Origin of the sequence: Entomomonas moraniae (assembly GCF_003991975.1) — a bacterium.
In the GTDB taxonomy this organism is placed as follows: Bacteria; Pseudomonadota; Gammaproteobacteria; order Pseudomonadales; family Pseudomonadaceae; genus Entomomonas; species Entomomonas moraniae.
Genome location: NZ_CP029822.1, coordinates 305355 through 329111 on the forward strand (window position 1 = coordinate 305355; position 23757 = coordinate 329111).

A 23757-nucleotide genomic window follows, 5' to 3' on the forward strand; every position below is an offset into this window, starting at 1 on the left:
AATTATATTCGGTAGTTTAGTTAAATTATTAGTGGCTTCAAATATTACCCAACAAAAAGAAAAACAAGTCATAAAAACGATGTATTTAGGGGTAACATCACTGGTCTATTTTTTATTAGTAAGTTACTTCTTCAAAATTTATTATCTCGGTTGGATTATTGCCATATTGTACAAACGGTGTTTAATCTCCTCATTTCGGCATTTATTGCGGTTATCTTTATTAAAAAGACCAAGTTGGCAGAAGGAGTTGTTTGTTCTTCATCTATTTTAGAGTTATTAAAAGCAGGAATTACGTGGCAAATGGTTGGTTTTAGTTGTAAAAGCCATAGTATTAGTTATCATCTTAATTATCGTGACGATGAAAAGTAATAAACTGGAGGCATTTTTTAGTTCTATACCTTTTTTTCTTCTGGGCTAATGCGTTCATCCTGGTTGCTACTCTATGTTATTGAAGGGGATATTTTTATCGTTTCTTATGGAGCTAAGGTATTTATATTCCTCGGTGTTATTAGTGTGATTATAGACACATGTTTATCTAAGCCGAAACGACAGTTTCAGCTTAGATAATGTTTAATGTGTTTAAGAAAAGCCATTATGAATTAATGGCTGAATTTTTTTTATAAATGTAGCCCCAACCTAAACCAATGATAATTGAAAGCAGCGAACCGAGTAGAACGCCAGCTTTAGCTGCTCCCAATAGGGTTTCATTAGTAAATGCTAAGTTAGCAATAAAGATAGACATGGTGAAGCCGATGCCGCCCAGTAATCCAACTAATAAAATCCCTGCGAGGTTGATGCCTTTGGGAAATTGGCAAATACCTAACTTCACCATAGCATACGAGAACAAAAGAATACCTAAAGGTTTACCAAGCATTAAAGCCACCATAACCCCAAACATAACATGATGTGCTGACGCTAAAGAAAGATCGAGATCACCAACGGTAATTCCTGCATTAGCTAGGGCAAATAGTGGCATAATACCGAAAGTTACCCAAGGATGGAGAGTAATGTTGATACGAGTAACAGGGGGAAGTATCTCACGCTGAACCTTATGCAAGTTAAATGCAGAGTCAGTAATGGTTTCATATTGATTACTGCTTTGAATGGCTTCTATAGCTTTGCTGACAGAGTTAACACAGGTTTCTTTGGAATAATATGTTACCACGGGGGTCATCAAGCCTAAAATAACACCAGCTAAGGTAGGGTGAGCGCCTGCAATAAATAAACCAGACCATAAAATAGCACCGGGGATTAGGTAGGCAAATGCTGAACGAAACCCTAACCATTGGAAAAATAAGACTAATAAAATACCCACTACCGCCAGCATTAAACCGGTGGTATCAAAACCGCCTGAGTAGAAGAAAGCTATAATAAGCACTGCGACAATATCGTCAATAATTGCTAACGCTAATAAGAAAATACGAATATTACTGGGAATTGACTTGCCTAGAACAGCCAACGCTCCCACAGCAAAAGCAATATCGGTGGCAGTAGGAACCGCCCAGCCCTTTATTTGATCAGGGGAGTGATTTAATGAAAGATAAATCAACGCTGGGGCTATTACTCCGCCCAATGCGGCGGCTAAAGGTAAAAGAGCTACTCGTAAATTAGACAGTGCCCCATCGTATATTTCTTTTCTGATTTCCATCCCCACCACTAAGAAAAAGAATGTCATTAAGACGTCATTAATCCAAAAGTGCAGAGATTGCGAGAAATAAAAGGAACCGAGAGTAATGCCAATAGGCATATGCCATAACGCATGATAGCTGTTTGTAAAAGGGGAGTTAGCCCATAGTAGAGCGATAATGGCAATAAAAAAAAGAATTAAACCACCCACAGCCTCAATATGAAGGAAGTGGTTAATGGCACTCAATGAACGTTGTGTTACCGCGTGAAGCTTAGGTAGCGCAGGTTTTCTCATAGATGAAAACTCCCGACGAAGCGGCCCGACTTCGTTTTGTAAACCTGTTTTACAACACCATTGTTGCAACACCCGACTGCTGATTATATAACAAGTAGAATAAGATTTCTATTGTCTATAGTTGCTCATAAGCCTATTGAGGTTATGATCGATTGACTATTTTTTTATATATTTTAATGGCTGCACAGGCACTGCCATATCCATTGTCAATGTTGACTGTCATTACTCCACCTGCACAGCTTGAGAGGCATGATTGTAGTGCTACATTACCGCCTACTGATATACCATACCCTATGGACGTTGGTACTGCAATAATTGGAGCATCCACCAAACCTGCTAGCACGGTGGGCAACGCAGCTTCCATTCCTGCAACCGCAATGATAATACTGTATTGTTGTAATTGGGGGAGTTTATCTAAAAGGCGCCATAGCCCTGCAACACCAATATCTTGAAAGAGATCAGCAGCAATACCATGGTAGTTTAGAGTGAGTAATGCCTCATGGCAAACAGAAGCATCCGATGATCCTGCAGAAACAATGGCGATTAGGGGGGGGGCTTCATTGGTAAGTTTAGGTAACTCACCCAATACAGCACAACGCGCGACAGGATGATAGGTGAGTGTTGTTTGCCAATGCTTTGACAGCATAAAGAATTTTTCTTGGTTTAACCGTGTGAACAGCAGTGTTTTATTATTTTGTTTGGCTAAGGTTAAAATTTGTTCTAATTGGTCGGGTGTTTTAAATTCGCAAAAAACAGCCTCTTCAATTGCGCAACGCTTACGGCGCTCGAAATCCATGATAATATTTTCATTTTCCATCTTTTTATTCCAAATGTTTGACGCCAATAAAGGCGCTACCTTGCTGATAGGGTACGAATTGAATTGTTTGGGGTATGGTTAATGGAGTAATGGTTTGTTTAATATAACTAAGGAGTGCTTCTTGTTGAAGTGTTGATAACTGCTGCAAGCGTTCAGGTGTTAACTCTAATGCAACAGTCTCTTTGCGAATACGAAAACGTACAATGTCTGTTTGTAGTGCTTTGCGGGCATGATTCTCAATTTTATCGACCACTTCAAGATAAGTTGGCTCAATGCTGATTCCTGTTTCAATACGGCTAGCCAAGCAAGGTGAAGCGGGGATATCTTTTAAATCATCTAATTGCAGGTATTCTGATAGTTTACGAATAGTGGCTTTGTTGATGGATAACTCAACATAGGGTTGTAATACCCCTTGTTCTTTTGCAGCAATAAGCCCAGGGCGATAATCACCGAGATCATCTAAATTTGTGCCTGTGACAAGAGCGCCATGCTGTAGTTTTTGTAGTTGAGTAAATAAGCTACATTTACAATAATAACAGCGATTTACTGGGTTACTTCGGTAAGTCGTATCATTTAACTCACCTGCTTCGATGAGCTGTAACGCCCAGTGATATTTTTCAGCATATAGCCGTACTCTTGCCGCATCTAAGGTGGGAACTGATACCGAGGTTGAGTGCGCGATGATAACCTGTTGCGGGATAGCTTGGTGAGCGATATAGGCTAACACCATACTATCGATACCGCCACTGGTGGCGATCACACAGTCTCCCGTTTTTTTAAACCACTCTGTTAGCGTATGGATGATATTCTGAATGTCCAAGTTACTCATGATTTCCCCCAGTTGATGAACGTGTGTATTGATCCAAAGCTTGTTGTTCAATGTTGGCTATTAAGCGCTGTCGTTCTCTGTAGCTGGTGTTTAAAGATTTTACCGTATCCGCTTCAAGTTTAACCGTGACAGAATTATCTGGGCGTTTAGCAATTTTTAATGGCCACTGTTGGTTTTGTGCATCGATATTAATATGTTCACGAACAACTTTAATGCGTTCAGTGCGCCAGAACCTAACGCCTAAGGTTGATGTTTGAAGCAGTATGAGCTGGCAAACGGCTTCTAGTTGTTCAGGTTTACAGAGTAACTCAAATCTTGTGCTCCATCGTCCTTTTTTACCCATGAATTGTTGGCTGGTGAGGTCGATAACACCTGGCTGTGACCTTATTTTTTCCTGAGCAATGGCTAGATTTTCAGCTGTCATGTCATCAATATCACATTGAATCACCATAACAGTATCTTGGATAACGGTATTGGTTTTAGTTTCAAATACATTGGCACGAAGAATATTGGGTTTATGTTTGAATTGTCGTTGCCCACAGCCGTAACCGTGTCTTGTTAAACTTCCTGAAAGTTGTGCACCATGGTTATTAATCAACCATGCCAATATGGCAGCGCCTGTCGGTGTGATTCTTTCACCTATTTCATCATCTTGCGACCAACGAAAGCCTTGTAGAATTTTTAAGGTAGCAGGGGCGGGGACGGGCAAAGCGCCATGAGCACAATTGACAATGCCATTGCCCCACGGGAGTGCCGAGCATGACCATGTACAAATTTGACTATGGTGGATTAAAAATGCAGCTGAAATTATGTCTAGGAGGGCATCATCAGCACCTACTTCATGCAAACAGAGATCAGCTAATGCCATGCCATGAATTTCACTTTCTGCTTTGGCTAATAAGGAATATACCCCACAGGCTATTTGATAGATATCAGGGCAATGGCTAATTTGTTGTAGTTTTTGTTGGATACTTTGCCATGTGTAGTGATGATGCTCTTGGGATATTAGTTTTTTAGCTATCGTCGCAGATTTAGAAGGGGTGTAGACTGTGAATACAAGATGATTTTGATCTTGCAGGGCTTGGTCATTTTTACAAATAATAAACTGTTTGCCTAAAATTTCTTTTTGTTTTTTCTCATTTAATTTAAATGAGTAACTTTGGTACAAAGGCAATGTGGCTAAGAATGTTTGCAACGGGCTTTCTAACTCAGGAAATGCATCAAGCATTGCTGAGCAAAACATATCACCTGCTATACCTCCAATGACGTCTAAATGAACATGCACAGGTTACATCCTCTCGTTACGATTACTTGGAATGCTACAATGTATTTGCTATTTTATACAAATACATTGTAGGTTTTAAAGCCATGTTTTTTAAATGCCTAAATTTAAATGGAGTTGATTAGTTATGACTTGCACCAACATTTTTAGGCAGAATAAAAATCAGTACCGCACCCATCACTACCACGAACCCAATGGATAGTAGGCCAGCCGCATGAGTGCCAGCAAGGTTTTCTGCGTGTTGCCTTAAAAGTGGTGCACCAAAGCTAAAGAAAGCACCAAACATATTAATAAAGCCAATACCTGCCGCCAATGCATTACCTGTTAAAATAGATGAGGGCATAATCCAAAAGATGGGTTGGCAAGCAAAGTAAGCTGTTCCTGCAACACACAGTGCCATAATAGCCAGTACTGGGCCTAAGTAGGCAGAAAGACCAAGTGCAATCCCTCCGACTAATAAAGTGGTAGCACAGATATTACGTCTTTCTTGTGTTTGGTCAGAGTATCTTGGAATAAAGAACGTACCGACCAATGCACACAACCAAGGAAGTGCAGTCACAAGGGAAGTTAAAAAGTTTACCTTACTGCCCATAATGCCTGCCACTTGGGTAGGCAAAAAGAAAATAAGCCCATATACCCCGCATTGGATGCAACCATAAATAATTGCAAAGTGCCAAATTTTTGGGTTTTTTAAGGCATCAATTAGTTTAGCAGAAGCGGCTTTTTTGCTGCTTTCTTCTAGGGCCATTTGGTTGGCAAGTAAGGTTTTCTCTTCTGCGGTGAGGAATCTTGCTTTTTCAGGGGTATCGTCAAGATAAAAGAATGTCCAAATACCAGCTAAGAAAGCTAAGAAACCTTCAATGACAAACATCCAATACCAACCAGGGTGACCTAAGAAGCCGTGCAGTTCTAACAAAGCTCCCGAAAGGGGAGAACCAAAAGCCATGGCCAGTGGTGCACCCATATAGAACAGCCCCATCACTGCGGCGCGATTAGCCTGTGGAAACCATTGTGAGGTTAAATAAATCATTCCTGGGAAGAAGCCCGCTTCTGCAACCCCTAATAAAATTCTAATGGTCAAAAACTTGGCTTCAGTATCTGCATAACCCATGGCGGCAGATAACAATCCCCACGCCAATGTTGTGATTCCAATCCAACGACGTGCCCCAAACTTTTTTAAACAAAGGTTGGCGGGTGCACCCAAAAAGGCGTAAACCACAAAGAAAAGCCCTGCACCTAAAGCGTAAGCTTCATTACTTAAATTAATATCCAGCTGATAACTTTCTTTGGCAAAGCCAATATTGGAGCGGTCTAAAAAAGCTAATATATAAAGCATTAGCATAAAAGGGATCAGACGGAATTTGGTCTTTTTGACAACAGATAACAACGTAATACTATTCATTACATGTCTCCTTATCTAACTATAGATTTGGGTAGTTAGGTGGTTATAGGTTAATTCCTATGTCAATTACGTTATTATTTTCATCAAAAATAATGGGGTGTGGTTCACTGAGAATTTCAATGTTTGGGTTAGCTTTAGCATCTTCTAGCATATTTTCAGAGATATAAAGCTCATTAATGTGTAAGGTATTAGCGATTCTCACCATACGTGCTTCTTTGCGGCCATCCAAAATAATACAGGTCTTAACTGCTGCTTGTATCGCTTGTTTATCATTGGCTAAAATAACAGGAACATAGCCATCTTGAGTAAGCCGAGAAGTCAGAACATTAGGGTAGGTTTCAGGAAAGTCTACTTTATCCAATAAACGTTTGGTGGAGAAGTCAGCAAATCCCATACCTGTTGCATTGCCACCGCTCTTTTCGTGTAAATCAAGTACTGTTATACGGTCAGGTCTAATGGATGCAATGGGTTGCATAAAAGGAGTGCACGCGCGCCCTGTTACATGGCAATCCATCCCACCACCAGAGTAGATTTTACCCATTAAATCAACCACGCAGATATCGACGTTATCGAACATGATTTTGGGGAAGTAGGTTTTTGATCGGGCAAGGAGTGCTTTTTCTCGTTCTTCTAGTTTTTCAGCGGGGATCGCTTCAATATCGACCACTTGATCAAAGGCATTCTCTATGGTTCCAATACCAAATAAGAAAGGGGTGTTGGCGACTTTAATTCTGGCCATTTCAACAATGTTGCCTGCCATTTGCCCAAAGCCATAAGTGTGGCAAGCATCAGCCCCTTTTTGCTTAGCAAAACCAATGGAGAGCATTTTGATAATGCCACTCTCAATAGGTGCAGTAAAGGCGTTATGGGCTTTGATACGGTTGATGCAGATGATGCCATCAGCAGCCATGGCATTTTTATCCATTAATACTTCTAGGCCATTGGGTAATTCGCCGACTTTTACGGTCTCCATGGATGAGCGAATTTCACAACCTAGGCTTTCTTCTGTAATCCCTAACTTTTCTAATACGTGGCGCTGTCCTTCTGCTGTTGCTCCACCGTGGCTACCCATCGCTGGTACGCCATAAGGTTTAGCCCCTAATGCTTTTAGTTCGTTAATAACAGCGGTGGCAATTCGGTCGATTTGTGCAACGCCTCGGCTTCCAATTCCTACGGCAATTGTCATCCCTGCTTTAATTTTATTGCGTATTTCTGGTTTTGCGAACTCTTGACGAACTTTTTCTTCCACCTCTTTAATTTCTTCAGGTGAGTCAAAGCATTGTCTGATTCTAACCATTTTGGGTAGTTCTACATTATTGAGTAATTCATCAACAAATGACATCATATTCTCCTTGTTTGAGAAATAATTTATTTTTATAAAAAACTAGGATATGTAGATTTCTTTATCCCTTGTGATTTCAGTTTCTAATGCAAAAACGTTTAGAGGCTACGTTGATAGTAGCGGTAGCCTCTATGAGCTAAGCACAGTGACTACATAATGGCGCCAGGTTGCCAAGGCACAAACTCTAATGAACCATAGCCAAATTTCTCACTTTTGGTTCTTTCACCAGAGGCTACGGCAAGAATCATTTCAAAGATTCGTTTGCCTGCGCTTTCTAATGTTTCTATGCCATCGGCAACATCACCGCAGTTAATGTCCATGTCTTCTTCTTGTCGTTTCCATAAGAAGTTATTGGAAGCAATCTTTATGCAGGGTGTTGGTTTTGCACCATAAGCTGAACCACGGCCTGTGGTAAAACACATGATATTAGAACCGCCAGCAATCTGACCTGTGCAAGCGAATGCATCATATCCGGGCGTATCCATAAAGACTAAACCTTTAGCCTCTACAGGCTCTGCATATTCATAGACATCCACAAGATTAGTGCTACCTGCTTTACAAATAGCGCCCAGTGATTTTTCAAGAATGGTTGTTAGCCCACCTTCTTTATTGCCTGCGGAGGGGTTATTATTTAACTCAGCGTTGCAGCGCTTAGCATAGTCTTCCCACCAAAGAATGCGATTAACTAATTTCTGGCCAATTTCTGGAGAGACTGCACGGCGAGTCAGAATGTATTCCGCGCCATAAATTTCTGGTGTTTCTGCCAGTATGGCTGTGCCGCCTTGTTGTACGAGAAGGTCAACTGCAACTCCTAGAGCAGGGTTGGCTGAAATGCCTGAGTAGCTGTCTGAACCACCACACTCTAATGCCAGTATCAATTCAGAGGCAGGCGCTTCTTCACGGGTATATTTGTTAGCTTCTGCTAACATGCTCTCAATAATTTCTACCCCTTTATCAAAGGTTTTTTGTGAACCACCTGTTTCTTGGATGGTCATGTGCTGTAACATCAAGCCTTCATTAAGACCCTCGACTTGAATGAGGTCTTTGATTTGATTGGACTCACACCCTAAACCAATAATGAGAATACCTGCAAAGTTAGGGTGGTTGGCATAGCCGCTCATGGTACGGCGCATGATATTCATCAAGTCACCTTTCATGTCCATGGCACAGCCAAAGCTTTGTGGCAATGCAACAATACCATCAATATTTGCGAAGTCGTCTAAACCACGTTTTTTAAAGTGATCTTCAATTGCACGCGCCACAGTAGCACTACAGTTAACAGAAGTTAATATCCCAATGTAGTTACGAGTTCCAACTTTGCCGTTAGCACGTTTGTAGCCTTTAAATGTTCTTTTTTCAGTTGGCTTAGGTGTGGTGTGTTTGTCTACACAAAAATCATAGACTTGCCCATATTCACCCATTTTTAAGTTTTGTAAGTGTACATGTTCTCCTGCTTTGATTGGGCAGCTCGAATAACCAATAATTTGATTGTAACGTTTTAGTGGTTGATCGGGTGCAATATCGTGCAGGGCTATTTTGTGGCCTTCTTTTATATCAGATAGTACGGTGACATTTTTTTCTTGAATTACATAGCCCGCTGGAATGGGAACACGTGCAATAGCAACATCATCATTGGGATGAAGTATGATTGTTTTAGATACGTTGCTCATAAAATGACTCCTTATGTTGTCTCATCAACAGCGGCTTAGATAATTTTAGATTCTGTTAATAACTTTTCTACGGCTTTCTTTTTCTCAGATGTTAATTTTTGAACGGGAGCGAGGACTTCAGTAGAAACATCGACACCAATAAGCTTAAGCGCTTGTTTAATCACACCAAAGAACGGTATCTCTATCGCATACACTGGCATTAATTTGGCAAGTTTGCGTTGCATGCTAAAAGCTTTTTCGTAGTCTTTAGCGACAAAAGCGTTATAAATACCTTTGGTAATGTGAGGTGCGAAGTTAAAGGTAGCGGGAATACCACCATGCCCACCTAAAATTAAGGTATCTAGCATGTATTCATCAAAGCCACTAAAGATCACAAAGTCAGGACGGAAAGCATGTACTCTATTGATGACTTCGCGGGTATGACTAATGTTATCGATGGTGTCTTTTAAACCAACAATATTAGGAACATCTTTTGCTAAGCGTGTAATGGTATCAATACCAATATCTTGGCCTGTTAGGGCAGGGAAGTTATAGAGCAATATAGGTAAGTTAACATTCTCAGCAACGGCTTTATAGTGGTTATAGATTGCATCACTATTTAATAAAGCATAGTAAGGGTTAACAACCAAGGCTGCGTCAGCACCAATGCTTGCTGCATGTTGTCCGTATTCGATAGTTTCTTTAGTGCTAGGGCTAGAAATACCCACCATTACAGGGATTCTTTTATTCACATGTTTAACACAGAACTCTGCAACTTCAAGGCGAAGTTCTGGTGTCATGTGACAAAACTCGCCGCCGCTACCCAAAATTAACATGCCATCGGCATCACTTTTAATGATGTGTTCCAGTAGATTAGCCATCTTTGCTTGATCAAGATTGCCATGTTTATCGACCATGGTGGGAACAGGTGGAAAAATGCCTTTAAGTTGTTTGATGATTTTCATGAATTTCCTCTATTTCTGTATATAGAACAAAAGTTTTGAACTTTGTATGATTGTTAATAAGAATGAGGTTAATTGCAATGACATAAATGTAAAATAATTAAATTTAATGATCTTTATCAAGCGATATAGAGTATTTTTATAAAATATGATTTGTTTCTATATAATGGTTTCGCTGTTCTTTATAAAGAAAATATGATTAACAATGGAGTGAAATACATGATTTACTATATTCCCCCTATCAATTTATTAGGTAAAGGCTGTTTATCTGAGTTAGGTGCTCCTTTAAAAAAGATGCATTGCAAAAAAGCATTGGTGGTCAGTGATAAATTCCTTGCTGACAGTGGTGTGGTTGACAAAGTTGTTAATATTCTTAAAAAAGAAGGCATTGATGCTGCAACCTTTTTTGATGTAAAACCTAACCCCACTATTACTAACGTTGAAAATGCACTTAAAGTTTGCCAAGAGGGCAAGTGTGATTTTATTGTGTCTATCGGCGGTGGCTCACCTCAAGACTGTGCAAAAGCCGTAGCAGTACTTGCAACCAATGGCGGCAAAATCACAGATTATGAAGGTATTAATAAAAGCATTAAGAAATGCTTACCTATTGTGGCTATTGCAACAACAGCAGGTACTTCTGCTGAGGTGACTATCAACTACGTGATTACTGATGAAGCCCGTCACGTTAAAATGATTATGGTGGATACCAACTCATTAGCTCATATCACCGTCAGCGATCCAGAATTAATGATTTCTAAGCCAGCAGGTTTGACAGCTGCAACAGGGATGGATGCATTAACTCACGCGATTGAAGCAGTCGTGGCTAAAGGCGCGATGGATGTAACCGACTCAACAGCCCTTTATGCAATTCGCCAAATTTTTGATTACTTACCTCGTGCAGTGAAGCAGGGTAATGATATTGAAGCACGTGAGCAAATGAGCTATGCCTGTTTCCTTAACGGTATTGCTTTTAGTAATGCGGGCTTGGGTAATGTTCATGCAATGGCGCATCAGTTAGGTGGCGTGTATGACTTACCACATGGTGTGTGTAATGCCATGCTATTACCTGTGGTAGAAGAAGAGAATGCTAAAACCGCACCAAAAAAATTTCGTGCGATTGCTCATGTGATTGGTTTTGATACCCAAGGTAAGTCTGATAAAGAGTGCGTCGATTATGTTATTAAACGAATCAAAGCATTAGCGGATGAAGTAGGTATACCAAAATCATTAAAAGAGCTAGGCGTTAATGACCCTGACTTTGATTTGCTAGCTGAAAATGCTATGAAAGATGCTTGCGCAGGAGCAAACCCTGTGTTCTTTGATAAGCAAAAATTAATTGAATTATTTAAGAAAATAGCTTAATTGTTTATGCAATAAAATCTATAGCATTTTATTGTAGATTAAGTAACATAAGCAGCACTATTTCGCTGATTGCAAGGGCTATCATTTTATTATGGCTTTTATCGTCTTCAACCAGATGCTAGTGCTGTTTATTCTCATGCTGACAGGCTATCTTTGTTTTAAAAAACAATACATCACTCAGACTTCTATGCAGAGTTTAGCCTCATTGGTTGTAAACGTATTTAACCCACTATTGATTGTTTCAGGTGTCATAGAAAAACCTAAAGACTCAGCTAATCATGACCTGCTGATTATTTTTTCCATTGCTTGTGCGATGTATTTTTTCCTAATCATTATCACCCCTTTAATGAATAAAATTCTTCGTGTTCCAAACCCGCAGAAAGGGCTGTATAGTCTGATTACGGTTTTTTCTAATGTTGGGTTTATTGGTCTGCCGCTGGTAGTTTCTATTTATGGTAAACAGGCTATTCTTTATGTCGCTGTGTTTATCTTAATGTTTAATATATTGTTTTATACCTATGGCGTTTTTATTATTGGAAAGGCCAAAGGTTACCAACAGGTTTCTTTATTTGAAAACTTAAAACGGTTAATTAACCCCGGGGTATTGGCGTGTATTGTGGCAATTCTTTTATTTATTTTTAAGCCACCACTACCTAACTTTATCAAGGGAAGTATCAGTGTATTAGGCAGTACAGCTATTCCACTTTCAATGATGTTGGTCGGGGTCGCTTTAGGGCAAAAGCAATTTAAAACACTTTTTACTGATTTGCGATTATATGTATTCGCTCTGGTGAGATTGGTTATTATCCCGATTATTTTTGTTGCAATCTTGGTTAAATTTTCTGTATCACCCTTGATTTTAGGTGTGTCGATGATGATGATTGCTGTGCCCGTGGGCAATATGCCAACCTTACTGGCCACCGAATATGGTATTGACGCAACGGTTTGCTCGGATGGTTTAATTATTACAACAATACTCTCTATCCTTACGATTCCGTTGGTTGCTGCTATTTTTATGTAATCGTTTAACGTGTATTGTTGATAAGCTCCCTAGGGGATAAGGAGCCTTTCTCTTTTATTTTTGATTCATCGGGGCTCTGTGAAATTCTTTTCTATAAACATCTACCCACTTGGCAGTTGCTCCGCAAACAGCAATGGGCATGATGATAAGATTCAGAATAGGGAACATCGTAAATAAACTGATAACTGCACCGAAAAAACAGTTACCGACGGCATCACGACGTAGCGCTATTTTCATTTCTTTAAAGCCTACTTTATGGTTGTCAAAAGCATAGTCCGCGTATTGAACATTGATCATCCATGCTGTAAAAATGAACCAAACAACAGGCACCACGGTTTGACCAATCACTGGAACCCAATAAAGAATAAATAAAGGAACTGCCCACGCAAGATAATAAACAATTTTTTGAAATTCACGTTTCATTATACGTGGTACATCTCTGATTAAATCCATTGCGGTAGTTTCTGGTGCGGGTTCTCCTGTTAGGTGGGCCTCAACATGTTCTGCTAAAAGCCCATTGAACGGGGCGGCAATAATATTGGTGATTGCACTAAAGAAATAGCAAAACATAATAGAGAGCATAATCAGCAGCAAGGCAGAAATGATGTAACTTAACCACTGTAACCAGTCGGGGACGTACTGCATCCCCATATCAATGAACACGGATAGTTTAGAAAAAAACCAAGCAATCAGTAATGACATAATAACGATATTGGCAATCATCGGGATAATGACAAATTTTTTAACGCCTGCTTGAAAAATAAGATGATAACCTTGTATAAGGTAGTCAATAGCATTTTTATTGGTGGAGTGCATATCGATTTAACGCCTGCTAATGATCAGAAAAAAGTTTAATTCTACACGATTTTAAATTTATTCCTATGGATATGGAATTTTTGGCACTATCTTAATGTGAGGGGAGCTTTGATGAGTAGAGACAGCACGTTCAATCCATGAGTAGCTAAATATAAATCATGTAACTAAGCGGTTTTGACTGAACTACAACCATTGTTGATTAAGATGGTTGTAGTTCATCTATAGTATGAGGAGAGGTGTTTATTTTATAAAGTCTTTATCATCGAGGATACGTAGTGGTTGAATATCACTTTCCCCCTTAATCACGAGGGAAGCATCACTGCGTAGACAAGCGCCACCGTAATGACCGCCTACGGTAAAGGTACAAACTTGTATGTAGCGGTCGCTGACTTTAGGTAGACACCAGAGTTGTTGGTAGATGTTTTCTTGTTCAGCGAAACGACCACTGGTTTCATCCAATACTTGTTCTTCATGGCTTACAAGGCCAATGTTGCTGCCGCAACGGCCTGCAATGGGTTTGGCGGCATAGCCAGTTTTGATGAGTTCTTCATTAAGCTCAAAGTCTGCATCCAGTAGATAGCGGTGGTTAGGGAAGAGTGACCAGAGTACTGGCAAGATGGCTTTATTACTCGGAATGACTGTCCACAGTGGTTCGAACACGGTGACTTCAGGGCGTAGTAAAACATCCATTAAACGGACATGGTTTTCAGGGTGGCCTGTTCGAACAGGAGGGGCTGCATTTTGTGCTTCACTTTCTTCACGCAGTTGCTCAAGAACAGTTTCCCACGCCCATGTCTTCCACACACAACCTACTTGGCGGTTGTCGGCATCAACAAGGCGGCCCCTTTTATCCCAGTGTAGCTCATCTAACCCATGAAGAATTTTGGTTTCAAATCCTGATTGGGTAAGGGCACGTTGCATAAAGAGTGCATGATAATCTTCTTCGCTGTCTTGATCCTGCATGATATGCACAAAAGGTTTGGCATCACTGTGTTTCCATGCATCAGCCAATGAATTGAGTAACCCTTCGCCTGGGTTTTCCCCTTGGGTAAGTCCACCTTGCTCGGCCCACTTTTGCAAAATAAGCCCTGCTTCAGTGTGGCAAGAGGCCGAGTCAGCATTGTATTCATAAACTTTAAGTCCCCGCTCATCCATGCAGAAGTCAAGACGGCCTGTGATCATTTGATAACGTCGTCTTTGCCATGAGAGACGTAAACGTGGCCATAGAATTTCAGGGATATTGAAATGTCTAAGCAGGTTATCTTCTCTTAGTACTTTATCGGTTGCATGAAGGTACATAAGGTGTAACTCATTAGAGGCTCTAATCAGCTCTTGCTCAGCACTTTCTGAGATACTAAAGAACCGATACATACTGTCGCTATTAATAATATGACCATGCATAGAGGTCACATAGGCATGTTCAAGAGGGTCTTGTTCATTGAGCCAAGGTTGGCTAAATTGCCCTTTATCGGGTATATGCTCTTCATGAATAGCCATGTATCTAGGAGGTGTTACTGGTTGGGGAAGGCTATGGGTTGTGTCATCGGTTTGAATCATCCAACCGAGAATTTCAGTATCATCGAAGGTATCTTGTAGGTGATACTCACCGTCTTTTAGTGTCAGCGGTAGTTCTCGTGACCATTGTTGGCCTCGTGGTAGACGTTCATCGCTAGCATTTTGCTCAACAATACGGACTTTATCGGCTAATATTTCTGTGATAATTGCGACGTGTCCTGTTCTTTTGAATTCTCCACCTTTTTGCCAAATTAATAGGGCTCCAGCAATAGGTGCACGCTTACTGCCATTAGCAAAGGCTTGTAGTGGTAAAATCGCATCATTCACCACGCGACGTAAAAAGCGTAATGAGAAAATTTCATAAGCCATACCTACGTCAGTAAAGACAACACCGTAATTTAAGTAGAGAAAACGGCGAGCAAATTCAACACATTGCCATTTATACCCCATGTACTCATGGCCTAGATAACTGCGGTAGGCCGAGTCATCGGGGTATTCTGTTGGGTCAGCAGTTTTGTAGTCTGATGAGTAGATTGCAACCCCTCCAGGGGCGAATCCAAGCAGTTTTCCAAAGGGTTCATGTTTATTTGTTGTATCAGCAGACATTGTTTCTGACCTTACTTAATGGTTGTAGGTAACTCATTTACGCGGCAGCTGAAGAGGTAGTATTGTTATACGCTCTATCATAAACGAAGTCATGGCGTAAGGTATGAACATGTCAACATAAAAAGGGTAGATGACATGTCATACATTTTGTGAGTGGTTTATGCGTATATTATAAAACGATATTTATTATGATGCGATGGTTTTTAGCAAAGCAATAGATACACCATGGTAGGGTTAATCTTTTATACGTCGTAGTTTAAGGCGTAGTTTACGGTTAGAAATACTTTGAGCATAAGCATTACCGCCAATAGCTGCAACAATCCCCACTCCAATGATGATAAAGAAAACAGCTTTCGGTAAGTGAGTTAGATAGCCTGTCAGCGTGGCAATTAATAGCCCTGCTGCAATTAACACTAAAATAATCCGCGGAATGATCGTGATGTAAAGGCAAGGGTTGCCAAAGCGAGCAAAGCGTTGTTTTTCACTTTCATCGAGCAGGGTAATAGGTTTTTTACAAAAGGGACAGAGAATACTTTGCTCAGCACGTAATGCTTGTTGTTGCTTAGGGTTAAGGTTAAAAGGGCGTTGGCAGCAGCTAGGAAAACCTTGTGCACCCAGTACGAATTTAATCATAAAGTGTGTATCTTCTATAAAAAGAGAAATCATTCATTGAGTGAATCAATTATAATAGCATGACCAAGTAGAGAAAAAACTGGTTTGCTGAAAATTTAATAAGTGAGTTGGGCATGGCCGATAAAGTAAGGCGTTTTTGGGAAACAAAAACTTTGCAAGAGATGTCTTCTGACGAGTGGGAAGCATTGTGTGATGGGTGTGGACTCTGTTGCTTACAAAAATTAGAAGATGACGAGGGCGAGGGTATTTTTTATACTCGTATTGCCTGTAAATTGTTGGATTTGAAAACTTGTCGGTGTAAACAGTACGCAGAGCGTAGAAAGACGGTTCCCGATTGTATTCAGCTAACCGCTGATGATGTGGATAATTTTGATTGGTTACCGCCCACCTGTGCTTATCGTTGTTTAGCGTCAGGTGAGCCGTTGCCTGTTTGGCATCCTCTGATAACAGGTGACCCTGACACAACTATTAAGTCGGGTATTACCATGTCAGGTAAGATGCTTAGTGAAACAGGAGTACAAGAAGATGACTGGGAAAATTATTTGATTTTTAGAGTCGGTTAGTGATGTTGTTTATAAGTTTTAATAACCTTATCGTATAGGGAAAACATGAATAAGTTTCATAGAGTCGGTATTATTGGTCGCTTAAATAGCCAGCACGTGGTGGATAGTATTCAACGGCTTAAGCAATTGCTTTTACAAAGAAATCTAGACGTTGTTTTAGAAGAGACGATTGCTCAAACCATGGATGACCATGGCTTACCAACAGTCAGTTATCGCGAACTGGGTGAAACTTGTGATTTAGCTATTGTGGTAGGGGGCGATGGTAGTATGCTTGGCGCTGCACGTGAGCTAGCACCTTATGATATTTCTTTGGTGGGCATTAACCGGGGGCGCTTAGGTTTTTTAACCGATATTAACCCGAATAAATTAGAGAGCCAAATTACTGAAGTGTTAGAGGGACGTTATTTATTAGAGGAACGTTTTCTATTAAGCGCACAAGTGAATCATCAAGACGGTGGTATTGAGAGTGGTGATGCGCTCAATGATGTGGTACTGCATGCAGGGCAATCTGCAAGAATGATAGAGTTTGAAATCTATCTGGATGGACAGTTTATCAGTAGCCAGCAAGCCGATGGTTTAATTATTTCAACACCTACAGGCTCTACTGCTTATGCACTTTCTGCGGGGGGGCCGATTGTCCACCCCAAATTAAATGCAATGCTTGTAGTACCGATGAATCCTCATACGTTATCTAGCCGTCCTATCGTGGTAGATGGTGATAGCGAGTTGAAAATTATTATTTCACCGCATTTAACCATTAATCCGCAGGTGTCGTGTGATGCTCAGAATCACTTATACTGTACCCCGGGGGATGAAATTATAGTGCGTAAGTACAAGCATCAAATTAAGTTATTGCATATGTCAGATTATAATTTTTATAAGATTTGTCGTACTAAATTAGGTTGGGGAAGTCGTTTAATTGAGGACCGTGTTTGATGTGGCTTGATCCAAACAGAGGTTACGATATCATCGGTGATGTTCATGGCTGCGCCGACACCTTGGCTCTTTTACTTGAACAAATGGGCTATCAATTAAAAGAGGGCGTGTGGCAACATCCTTCTCGCATTGCATTATTTTTGGGTGATGTCATTGATCGTGGTCCTCACATTCGCCAAGCACTGCATTTAGTTAAAAACATGGTTGATAAAGGACATGCGATCTGTTTAATGGGCAACCATGAGTATTATGCGTTAGCAGCGGTGACGCCGCATCCAGATGATCCGACAAGTTTTGTACGACAGATGACTCCTAGAAATAAACGCGTAGCCCTTGAAACAATAGAGCAGTTCGAGCATTATCTCGATGAGTGGCATGCTTTTACACAGTGGTTTTATAGTTTGCCATTGTTCATTGAGAATGATCGTTTTCGGCTTGTTCATGCATGTTGGGATCAGATATTAATTGATCAGTTTAAACAAGATTATCCTAACCAAAAAATAACCCCTGAGTTTATCCAAAAAACATTGGATTGGGGAAGCTATGAGTATGACATTGTTGAGCGCTTGTTATTAGGTTTAAAACTGCCTTTGCCCGAGGGGCGTTCGGTTGTGAGTCATGATGGCTTTGTTCGTCGAATGTTTCGCGCCAAGTTTTGGGCGATGCATCCGAAAACTTGTCATGACGTTGTATTTCAACCTGATGCACTTCCCATCTCTGTTGCTAATACTGACTTAACGCCTGAGCAGGCAGCATTATGTAGCATGTACTCAGTTCACGATCCTTTATTATTTATCGGGCATTATTGGTGTACAGGTATGCCTGAACCCATACAAAATAATATTGCTTGCCTAGACTACAGCGCGGTAAAGTATGGTAAATTAGTGGCTTATCGACTAGATAACGAAACACACATTGATCCTAATAAATTTGTATGGGTAGAGGTTAAAAAACCTTAGTAATACAACATGATGAAAAAAATCATAACCGCATTCTTATTGGTTGCAAGCTTAATCTGTAGTTTAGCCTTTACATCGGCAGCTGTAGCAATGAATGACCAGGGACAAATAGCAGTTAGTAGCGATTTGTTTAACCGCGTATTACTTAAAAAAATAGATAATGGTTTACTCGTTCAAGATTTTTATTTAGACGGTACTAAATATAGTGATCCCTACATTTTATTAGATGAATCTCAACTTGATCTGGCAAAATTTGAGTTAGATGATTATTTAAGCTATCACATTCAAGGCAGTTTGACTCTTTGGCGAACTGATGGGCAAAAATTTTTAGAAGCTGCTTTTGTACAAGGTGAGCCTAGTGGCATATGGACGTATTGGAATTTTACAGGCAATAAAAGTTTACAAGGTGCTTACCGCCACGGTAGAAAAGTGGATGAGTGGCGTAGTTGGTATAATAATCAACAATTAAAGCAGCAAGGTCATTATCTTGATGGACAAAAACAAGGCCATTGGCAAATGTGGCACACCACAGGCCAGTTACAATATGATGAATTTTACCAAAATGGCCAGTTAGATGGCGCGTGGAAAAGCTGGCACCTAAATGGCCATTTAGAAACCGAGGGCCACTACAAAAACGGTGAACGAGTAGGGCGTTGGCAGACGACCTATGAGACAGGTGATCGCCTTATTGCCAATTATAGTAATGGTTTAATGGATAATGTATGGCAACGCTTTTATAGCAATGGACAAAAAGCGTTTGAGGGGCGCTATCAACAAGGTCTACGCGAAGGGCAATGGCAGTATTGGTATGATAATGGCCAGTTATCTGCTAAACAACGCTATCAACAAGACATCCCCGTGGATGGCCTACAGCGTTTTCATATCAATGGTCAGTTAGCCCAAGAAGGCCAATATGTTGAAGGTAAAAAGCAAGGTATTTGGCAAGCATGGTATGACAATGGTCAGCCCCGTGAACGAGGACAATACAGCAAAGGCTTGCCAGAGGGGCAATGGCAGGTGTGGTATCCCAATGGGCAATTATTTTTAGAAAAGAACTATCAACAAGGTAAAAAACAAGGCCGTTACGCCAAGTATTACCCTAATGGCAAGCGTTTATTATTGGGCGAGTATAATAACGATGTTCCAAAAGGCCGTTGGCAATATTGGCGAGAAGATGGTAAGCCTTATAAAAAATAATTATTATGTTCTCACTTATAAAACAGCCTCTGCTTAGCGTGCAGAGGTTGTTTTTATTATGTTTACAAACATGTTTCGATAATAATAATACCAATAATGATGGTAACGAAGGAGCAGAGGGTGCTCAGTAACACAGTAGACGCAGAGTTTTCTACGTAGGCTTTACTGGTAATGCAAATGGCAGGCACGGCGGTTGCTGTTGGTAAAAAGCCAATCACAAAGGCCGCTTTTAATAATTCATGATCCAAGCCTAACAAAAGACCTGTTCCTAAAATTAAAGCGCCTTGTAAAAAATTTTTAATAAACACGTTAAAAATAATTTCCGTATTGGCTTTAAGTTTAATTCTGGCGATCATTAATCCTAAGAAAAATAATGCCACGCCGCCTGCGCATTTACCTGCTTCATCAACAGAGTCATAAACGATTTTAGGTAACTTAATACCTGATATCGCGAGAATAGCACCCAGTACAGGCAAGATAACCAAGGGTTTTTGTACTGCACTTTTTAGCGTGCTAATAATACTGACGTTGCCTGTGTCACGGCTGAGCAATAGCATGACAACAGGGATAATAATGACCGTATAGATAATATTACCAATTACCATTGAGATTAAGCCAGATGAGCCCACTGTGGCTAGTAGGACAGGGGGCCCACAGTAGGCCATGTCAGGAAATGATACGGCTAATGCTTGCCCTGCGCTATCTTTGGTATTGTGCTTAAAAAGTAAGCGCGAACAAAGTAGCCCAATAATAAAGGTGACGATTAAACCCACGGCAATGGATAAGAAATATTTGCCATTAAGTAATACATTGGGTGACACGGTAGCAGCGGCTAAGAATAGTGCTAAAGGCAGTGCAATATTAACCACAAAACTGGCAAATGCTTGCGTTGCCTCCTCAGAAAAATAGTTCTTCTTTCCACAAAAAAAGCCAATGGCCAACACAAAAATAATTGGCCCCATGGCGGAGCAGATAACATTGAGCATGGATAACCTCAGTTTATTTTTACTTATTTTAAAGGGTTTTTTGTTATAAATCCCTGTTGTATGTTTTATTTAAAAGGGGTTTTAATAATAAAGCCATAAAACTTATGACTAAAGTGATTTTTAATACCTTAGCTTTAGAGAGCATTTTTTTATAATAGTTCACTACCTAGTAGGTGTGTGTTTTAGTTAAAGGGTGCTTTATAAAAAATAACAATCAATGCTAGAATATAAAGCAATAGAGTGGATTAAACGATGCATTCTTAATTTTCTACAGGAAGTCTTGCTATGTTAAATAAGCTATTTTCTTTTACATGAGCATTAGTCACGCATTTAATTGCTGACTACATATTACCGCCTAAACGCTTTTTATGGTTAGCTAATGCGCTATTTTCCATCTTGACTGGCTTATTTTTTAATAAGAAAGCAAGCACCGCTATTTCCTAAAATTCATTGATATTTTCTCGTTAGAAACTAAACGCTTTGTGGCAAGTTTTTCGTCAACTGAGCAAAAATAATGATTAAAAAACAAGGAATACTCAATGAAAAAGTATCAATTAGTCAGTGATTTTTTTGATATCAGACTATCAACAGGAGAGACGCTTTATAGAATAAAAGCGCTCTGTGATTTTGGAGATGTAGCAAAAGGAGACTTCGGCGGTTACATAGAAAAAGAAGATAACCTATCCCACGAAGGTAATGCGTGGGTTTATGGTGATGCTAGAGTCTATGGCGATGCAAAGGTATACGGAGATGCCAAAGTCCAATACAAAGCCCGCGTGTACGGTAACGCCAAGATTTATGATGAAGCATGCCTTTATGATAATGTTCGTGTGTTTGGTGAGGCAGAGGTTTTTGGCAAAGCGGAGTTGTATGATAGAAGTAAGGTGTACGGCAAAGCCAAAGTTTATCATGAAGCCTATTTAATCCATTTCGCTAAAGTTTATGATGAGGCGCAAGTCTTTGGTGAGGCCGGTTTGCATCAATGTGCAAAAGTGTATGGGCAAGCCAAAGTTTATGAAAAAGCTTCTCTCTTTAAACGCGCTAAAGTTTATGATAATGCTCAAGTTTATGGTGAAACAGAGGTTAATCATGAAGCTAAAGTCTTTCAACATGCCCAAGTTTATGGCAACGCATGGGTTTATGGTAAAGCTAAAGTATTAGGCCATGCTCACGTCTATGAGTCGGCCCAAGTCTATGACAAAGCCAAGGTGTATGGTGAAGCAAAAATCTATGGTAAAGCAGAGATTCATGAGCAGGGGCGTGTTTATGGACGTGCCCAAGTGTATGAAGAGGGCTGGGTTTTCTTTAGAGGACGCGTTTATGGCGATGCCCAAGTCTATGGGCAGGCTTGGATATCTAGCGGTGCAGAAGTCTATGATAGGGCGAAAGTTTATGGCAATGCAGATGTTGGCGGCTATGCTGAGGTCTATGGTGAAGCTGAGGTATTAGGTAATGTAATGACACACAATGGAGACCCTTATATTTCAGGCGATGCTTATGTATCGAAGCCAACCGATTTATTTTGGTTTTCTAATAGTCATTGTTTGTATGGTGATGTGTTGACCGTGTTTTTGTCTAAAACGGGCGTGGCGAAAGTGAATATAGGAATTTGGTGTAAAAATAGCCAAGAAGAAGAGGAACAGTTGCATCGTGTCGAGGAAATGGTTGATGCCTTTTTAGAGAGAGTAAAAACTGAAAATGATGAAAAAACCTACCGAGAATTTGCCTTGTTGATGGAGGTTGCCTTATCTAAAATGGGGTTAAAATCCTTAACATTGGTTAACTAATCGATCGAGTATTTTTACGAAAGTAGCAGAGGGTAAGCGTTACCAGCGTTATACTTTGCTATTTTTTGTTAAAGAGATTAATGGTTACCGTTTGCAACGGTGATTCGGTTAAGTTGTTTATCGATTAAAATGCTAGCGCAAAGACCTATCAATGAACCAATAATAATAGACGTCAACCGAATAATAATCAGCTTATTGATGGCAACAGGGTGCAATATATCCAGTAGAATCATCGCCAAGGGGGTTGCACAAGAAAGAGCAAGACCATAGTTAATATTGATAACGATAGCTGTCATTAAAAATAATACAGCCGATAAGGGTAAGAGTAATAGAGCAGAATTGGAAATTTGATAGATTAACCAAATAAATACAACCCCCGTTAGATTTCCTAAAATGTACCAACCATAACGTTTTAATGCGAGTTTAGCCTTGCTTTCTTTTAGGTTGGCAACGGCTGAAACAGTTAGCCAGTTATAGGTATGATAAGGAAAGAGCAAATTTAATAAGTAAGTAATAAAGAGTGTGGCACCATAGGTTGTACTTAAAATACAAGCCTGCTGTGTGGGCATGCTTGGTGCATTCTCAGATAATACCTGATGAGCGTGAGATAGGCGTTGTTCGATTTGCTGTGTTAAGTATGCGGCGACAATACTAATCGCCATGCCTGATGCAAGATAAAACAGTTGTAGAAGTTTGTCAGAGGCTTGGGTGTGCATGGTTCCACCAAGGCTCACTATCATAATGACAAAAAATGGGCCCATAGGATTAGGGCATAGTCGTTTAGCGGTATACATGGTAAGCAGGGCAATAATCGCTAAAAACAAGCTTTTAAGCACAATAGAGGGTGGGCAATAAATTAATAAAATAAACCCTAACAATGCTAAGGCAGCATTGATACACATGCATTTTAAACCGTCGGCGGTTTTATCTGAATAATAAAAATATACCAAGACACCAAATAAAGCCATGGAGCAGAAGTGAGTGCTTTGTAATAAGCCACCTATAATGAGTGTTGTTATAATGGCAAAAGCTAATCCATAAAGTTTCCATTGACCCATCGACGGTACTCCTTGATCAGCACTGTACTTCGTTTAGCAGTTATCTGTTAGTTGAAAGAAGGTTAAAAAGCCTATTTTGTGATAAAACGAAATAATAGGGAAGCGTTAGAATCA

At 40.1% G+C, this 23757-nt stretch carries 21 protein-coding genes; 8 read left to right on the top strand and 13 right to left on the bottom strand.

What is annotated here, in order from left to right; translation table 11 throughout:
* Nucleotides 1-177: 177 nt before the first annotated feature.
* Nucleotides 178-369 (top strand): hypothetical protein, encoded by a 192-nt coding sequence (locus DM558_RS01505; protein ID WP_127161735.1) that lies wholly within the window; start codon nt 178-180, stop codon nt 367-369.
* 223 nt (nt 370-592) lie between these two features.
* Here the strand turns inward: DM558_RS01505 and nhaA are convergent, their stop codons facing one another.
* The 8 genes from nhaA to DM558_RS01545 all read right to left on the bottom strand — a co-directional run bounded on the left by nhaA (nt 593) and on the right by DM558_RS01545 (nt 10207).
* Nucleotides 593-1921 carry a Na+/H+ antiporter NhaA gene (nhaA, locus tag DM558_RS01510; RefSeq protein WP_127161736.1) on the bottom strand — a complete coding sequence of 443 codons (1329 nt, stop codon included), beginning with the start codon at nt 1919-1921 and terminating at the stop codon, nt 593-595.
* 142 nt (nt 1922-2063) lie between these two features.
* Nucleotides 2064-2738 carry a nickel pincer cofactor biosynthesis protein LarB gene (gene larB, locus DM558_RS01515; protein WP_127161737.1) on the bottom strand — a complete coding sequence of 225 codons (675 nt, stop codon included), beginning with the start codon at nt 2736-2738 and terminating at the stop codon, nt 2064-2066.
* A 4-nt stretch (nt 2739-2742) separates the two neighbouring features.
* Nucleotides 2743-3567, bottom strand: coding sequence for an adenine nucleotide alpha-hydrolase family protein (locus DM558_RS01520; RefSeq protein ID WP_127161738.1), 825 nt, complete (start codon nt 3565-3567; stop codon nt 2743-2745).
* On the bottom strand, nt 3560-4852 hold the full coding sequence (gene larC, locus DM558_RS01525) for a nickel pincer cofactor biosynthesis protein LarC (RefSeq protein WP_127161739.1): 1293 nt from the start codon (nt 4850-4852) through the stop codon (nt 3560-3562). The genes DM558_RS01520 and larC overlap by 8 nt, the downstream gene beginning before the upstream one ends.
* A gap of 118 nt (nt 4853-4970) precedes the next feature.
* Nucleotides 4971-6251, bottom strand: a complete 1281-nt coding sequence (locus tag DM558_RS01530; protein WP_109703369.1) for an MFS transporter — start codon at nt 6249-6251, stop codon at nt 4971-4973.
* Nucleotides 6252-6294: 43 nt separating this feature from the next.
* Nucleotides 6295-7596 carry a nickel pincer cofactor-dependent isomerase, group 22 gene (locus tag DM558_RS01535; RefSeq protein WP_228411787.1) on the bottom strand — a complete coding sequence of 434 codons (1302 nt, stop codon included), beginning with the start codon at nt 7594-7596 and terminating at the stop codon, nt 6295-6297.
* 146 nt (nt 7597-7742) lie between these two features.
* The gene (locus tag DM558_RS01540) at nt 7743-9263 is read right to left on the bottom strand and encodes a UxaA family hydrolase (protein ID WP_127161740.1); all 1521 of its coding nucleotides are present in this window, start codon (nt 9261-9263) and stop codon (nt 7743-7745) included.
* A 35-nt stretch (nt 9264-9298) separates the two neighbouring features.
* Nucleotides 9299-10207, bottom strand: a complete 909-nt coding sequence (locus tag DM558_RS01545) for a dihydrodipicolinate synthase family protein (RefSeq protein WP_127161741.1) — start codon at nt 10205-10207, stop codon at nt 9299-9301.
* Nucleotides 10208-10423: 216 nt separating this feature from the next.
* Here DM558_RS01545 and DM558_RS01550 point away from each other — a divergent pair, with 216 nt between their 5' ends.
* Together DM558_RS01550 and DM558_RS01555 are read left to right on the top strand one after the other, a co-directional pair.
* On the top strand, nt 10424-11566 hold the full coding sequence (locus DM558_RS01550) for an iron-containing alcohol dehydrogenase (protein ID WP_127161742.1): 1143 nt from the start codon (nt 10424-10426) through the stop codon (nt 11564-11566).
* A gap of 91 nt (nt 11567-11657) precedes the next feature.
* Nucleotides 11658-12587: an AEC family transporter gene (locus tag DM558_RS01555; RefSeq protein WP_127161743.1), complete on the top strand. Its 930-nt coding sequence runs from the start codon at nt 11658-11660 to the stop codon at nt 12585-12587.
* 54 nt (nt 12588-12641) lie between these two features.
* On the opposite strand, the gene cysZ is transcribed toward DM558_RS01555, so the two are convergent.
* The 3 genes from cysZ to DM558_RS01570 form a co-directional block, all read right to left on the bottom strand.
* On the bottom strand, nt 12642-13403 hold the full coding sequence (cysZ, locus tag DM558_RS01560; protein WP_127161744.1) for a sulfate transporter CysZ: 762 nt from the start codon (nt 13401-13403) through the stop codon (nt 12642-12644).
* A gap of 240 nt (nt 13404-13643) precedes the next feature.
* The gene (gene gss / locus DM558_RS01565) at nt 13644-15524 is read right to left on the bottom strand and encodes a bifunctional glutathionylspermidine amidase/synthase (RefSeq protein WP_127161745.1); all 1881 of its coding nucleotides are present in this window, start codon (nt 15522-15524) and stop codon (nt 13644-13646) included.
* 234 nt (nt 15525-15758) lie between these two features.
* A complete protein-coding gene (locus DM558_RS01570) occupies nt 15759-16157 on the bottom strand; it encodes a hypothetical protein (protein ID WP_127161746.1) in 399 nt (132 codons plus the stop codon).
* 113 nt (nt 16158-16270) lie between these two features.
* Here DM558_RS01570 and DM558_RS01575 point away from each other — a divergent pair, with 113 nt between their 5' ends.
* Genes DM558_RS01575 through DM558_RS01590 form a run of 4 tightly spaced genes read left to right on the top strand, consistent with a single transcriptional unit; the run spans nt 16271 to nt 19812 of the window.
* A complete protein-coding gene (locus DM558_RS01575) occupies nt 16271-16720 on the top strand; it encodes a YcgN family cysteine cluster protein (RefSeq protein ID WP_127161747.1) in 450 nt (149 codons plus the stop codon).
* 45 nt (nt 16721-16765) lie between these two features.
* Nucleotides 16766-17656, top strand: coding sequence for an NAD(+) kinase (locus DM558_RS01580; RefSeq protein WP_127161748.1), 891 nt, complete (start codon nt 16766-16768; stop codon nt 17654-17656).
* On the top strand, nt 17656-18615 hold the full coding sequence (locus DM558_RS01585) for a metallophosphoesterase (RefSeq protein ID WP_127161749.1): 960 nt from the start codon (nt 17656-17658) through the stop codon (nt 18613-18615). The genes DM558_RS01580 and DM558_RS01585 overlap by 1 nt, the downstream gene beginning before the upstream one ends.
* Nucleotides 18616-18624: 9 nt before the next feature.
* Nucleotides 18625-19812, top strand: a complete 1188-nt coding sequence (locus DM558_RS01590; protein WP_127161750.1) for a toxin-antitoxin system YwqK family antitoxin — start codon at nt 18625-18627, stop codon at nt 19810-19812.
* A 62-nt stretch (nt 19813-19874) separates the two neighbouring features.
* Here DM558_RS01590 and DM558_RS01595 read toward each other — a convergent pair whose 3' ends face one another.
* Nucleotides 19875-20798, bottom strand: a complete 924-nt coding sequence (locus DM558_RS01595; protein ID WP_127161751.1) for an AEC family transporter — start codon at nt 20796-20798, stop codon at nt 19875-19877.
* A gap of 539 nt (nt 20799-21337) precedes the next feature.
* Here DM558_RS01595 and DM558_RS01600 point away from each other — a divergent pair.
* Complete coding sequence (locus DM558_RS01600; protein WP_127161752.1) at nt 21338-22585, top strand: hypothetical protein; 1248 nt, start codon at nt 21338-21340, stop codon at nt 22583-22585.
* A 77-nt stretch (nt 22586-22662) separates the two neighbouring features.
* On the opposite strand, the gene DM558_RS01605 is transcribed toward DM558_RS01600, so the two are convergent.
* Nucleotides 22663-23643: an FUSC family protein gene (locus DM558_RS01605; RefSeq protein WP_127161753.1), complete on the bottom strand. Its 981-nt coding sequence runs from the start codon at nt 23641-23643 to the stop codon at nt 22663-22665.
* Nucleotides 23644-23757 lie beyond the last annotated feature (114 nt).

What these genes read in the sequence shown, in the direction of transcription:
- nhaA (WP_127161736.1), bottom strand. Translation starts at nt 1,921, where the DNA reads ATGAGAAAACCTGCGCTACCTAAGCTTCACGCGGTAACACAACGTTCA.
- larB (WP_127161737.1), bottom strand. Translation starts at nt 2,738, where the DNA reads ATGGAAAATGAAAATATTATCATGGATTTCGAGCGCCGTAAGCGTTGC.
- DM558_RS01520 (WP_127161738.1), bottom strand. Translation starts at nt 3,567, where the DNA reads ATGAGTAACTTGGACATTCAGAATATCATCCATACGCTAACAGAGTGG.
- DM558_RS01530 (WP_109703369.1), bottom strand. Translation starts at nt 6,251, where the DNA reads ATGAATAGTATTACGTTGTTATCTGTTGTCAAAAAGACCAAATTCCGT.
- DM558_RS01535 (WP_228411787.1), bottom strand. Translation starts at nt 7,596, where the DNA reads ATGATGTCATTTGTTGATGAATTACTCAATAATGTAGAACTACCCAAA.
- DM558_RS01540 (WP_127161740.1), bottom strand. Translation starts at nt 9,263, where the DNA reads ATGAGCAACGTATCTAAAACAATCATACTTCATCCCAATGATGATGTT.
- DM558_RS01545 (WP_127161741.1), bottom strand. Translation starts at nt 10,207, where the DNA reads ATGAAAATCATCAAACAACTTAAAGGCATTTTTCCACCTGTTCCCACC.
- DM558_RS01550 (WP_127161742.1), top strand. Translation starts at nt 10,424, where the DNA reads ATGATTTACTATATTCCCCCTATCAATTTATTAGGTAAAGGCTGTTTA.
- DM558_RS01555 (WP_127161743.1), top strand. Translation starts at nt 11,658, where the DNA reads ATGGCTTTTATCGTCTTCAACCAGATGCTAGTGCTGTTTATTCTCATG.
- cysZ (WP_127161744.1), bottom strand. Translation starts at nt 13,403, where the DNA reads ATGCACTCCACCAATAAAAATGCTATTGACTACCTTATACAAGGTTAT.
- gss (WP_127161745.1), bottom strand. Translation starts at nt 15,524, where the DNA reads ATGTCTGCTGATACAACAAATAAACATGAACCCTTTGGAAAACTGCTT.
- DM558_RS01570 (WP_127161746.1), bottom strand. Translation starts at nt 16,157, where the DNA reads ATGATTAAATTCGTACTGGGTGCACAAGGTTTTCCTAGCTGCTGCCAA.
- DM558_RS01575 (WP_127161747.1), top strand. Translation starts at nt 16,271, where the DNA reads ATGGCCGATAAAGTAAGGCGTTTTTGGGAAACAAAAACTTTGCAAGAG.
- DM558_RS01580 (WP_127161748.1), top strand. Translation starts at nt 16,766, where the DNA reads ATGAATAAGTTTCATAGAGTCGGTATTATTGGTCGCTTAAATAGCCAG.
- DM558_RS01585 (WP_127161749.1), top strand. Translation starts at nt 17,656, where the DNA reads ATGTGGCTTGATCCAAACAGAGGTTACGATATCATCGGTGATGTTCAT.
- DM558_RS01590 (WP_127161750.1), top strand. Translation starts at nt 18,625, where the DNA reads ATGATGAAAAAAATCATAACCGCATTCTTATTGGTTGCAAGCTTAATC.
- DM558_RS01595 (WP_127161751.1), bottom strand. Translation starts at nt 20,798, where the DNA reads ATGCTCAATGTTATCTGCTCCGCCATGGGGCCAATTATTTTTGTGTTG.
- DM558_RS01600 (WP_127161752.1), top strand. Translation starts at nt 21,338, where the DNA reads ATGAAAAAGTATCAATTAGTCAGTGATTTTTTTGATATCAGACTATCA.
- DM558_RS01605 (WP_127161753.1), bottom strand. Translation starts at nt 23,643, where the DNA reads ATGGGTCAATGGAAACTTTATGGATTAGCTTTTGCCATTATAACAACA.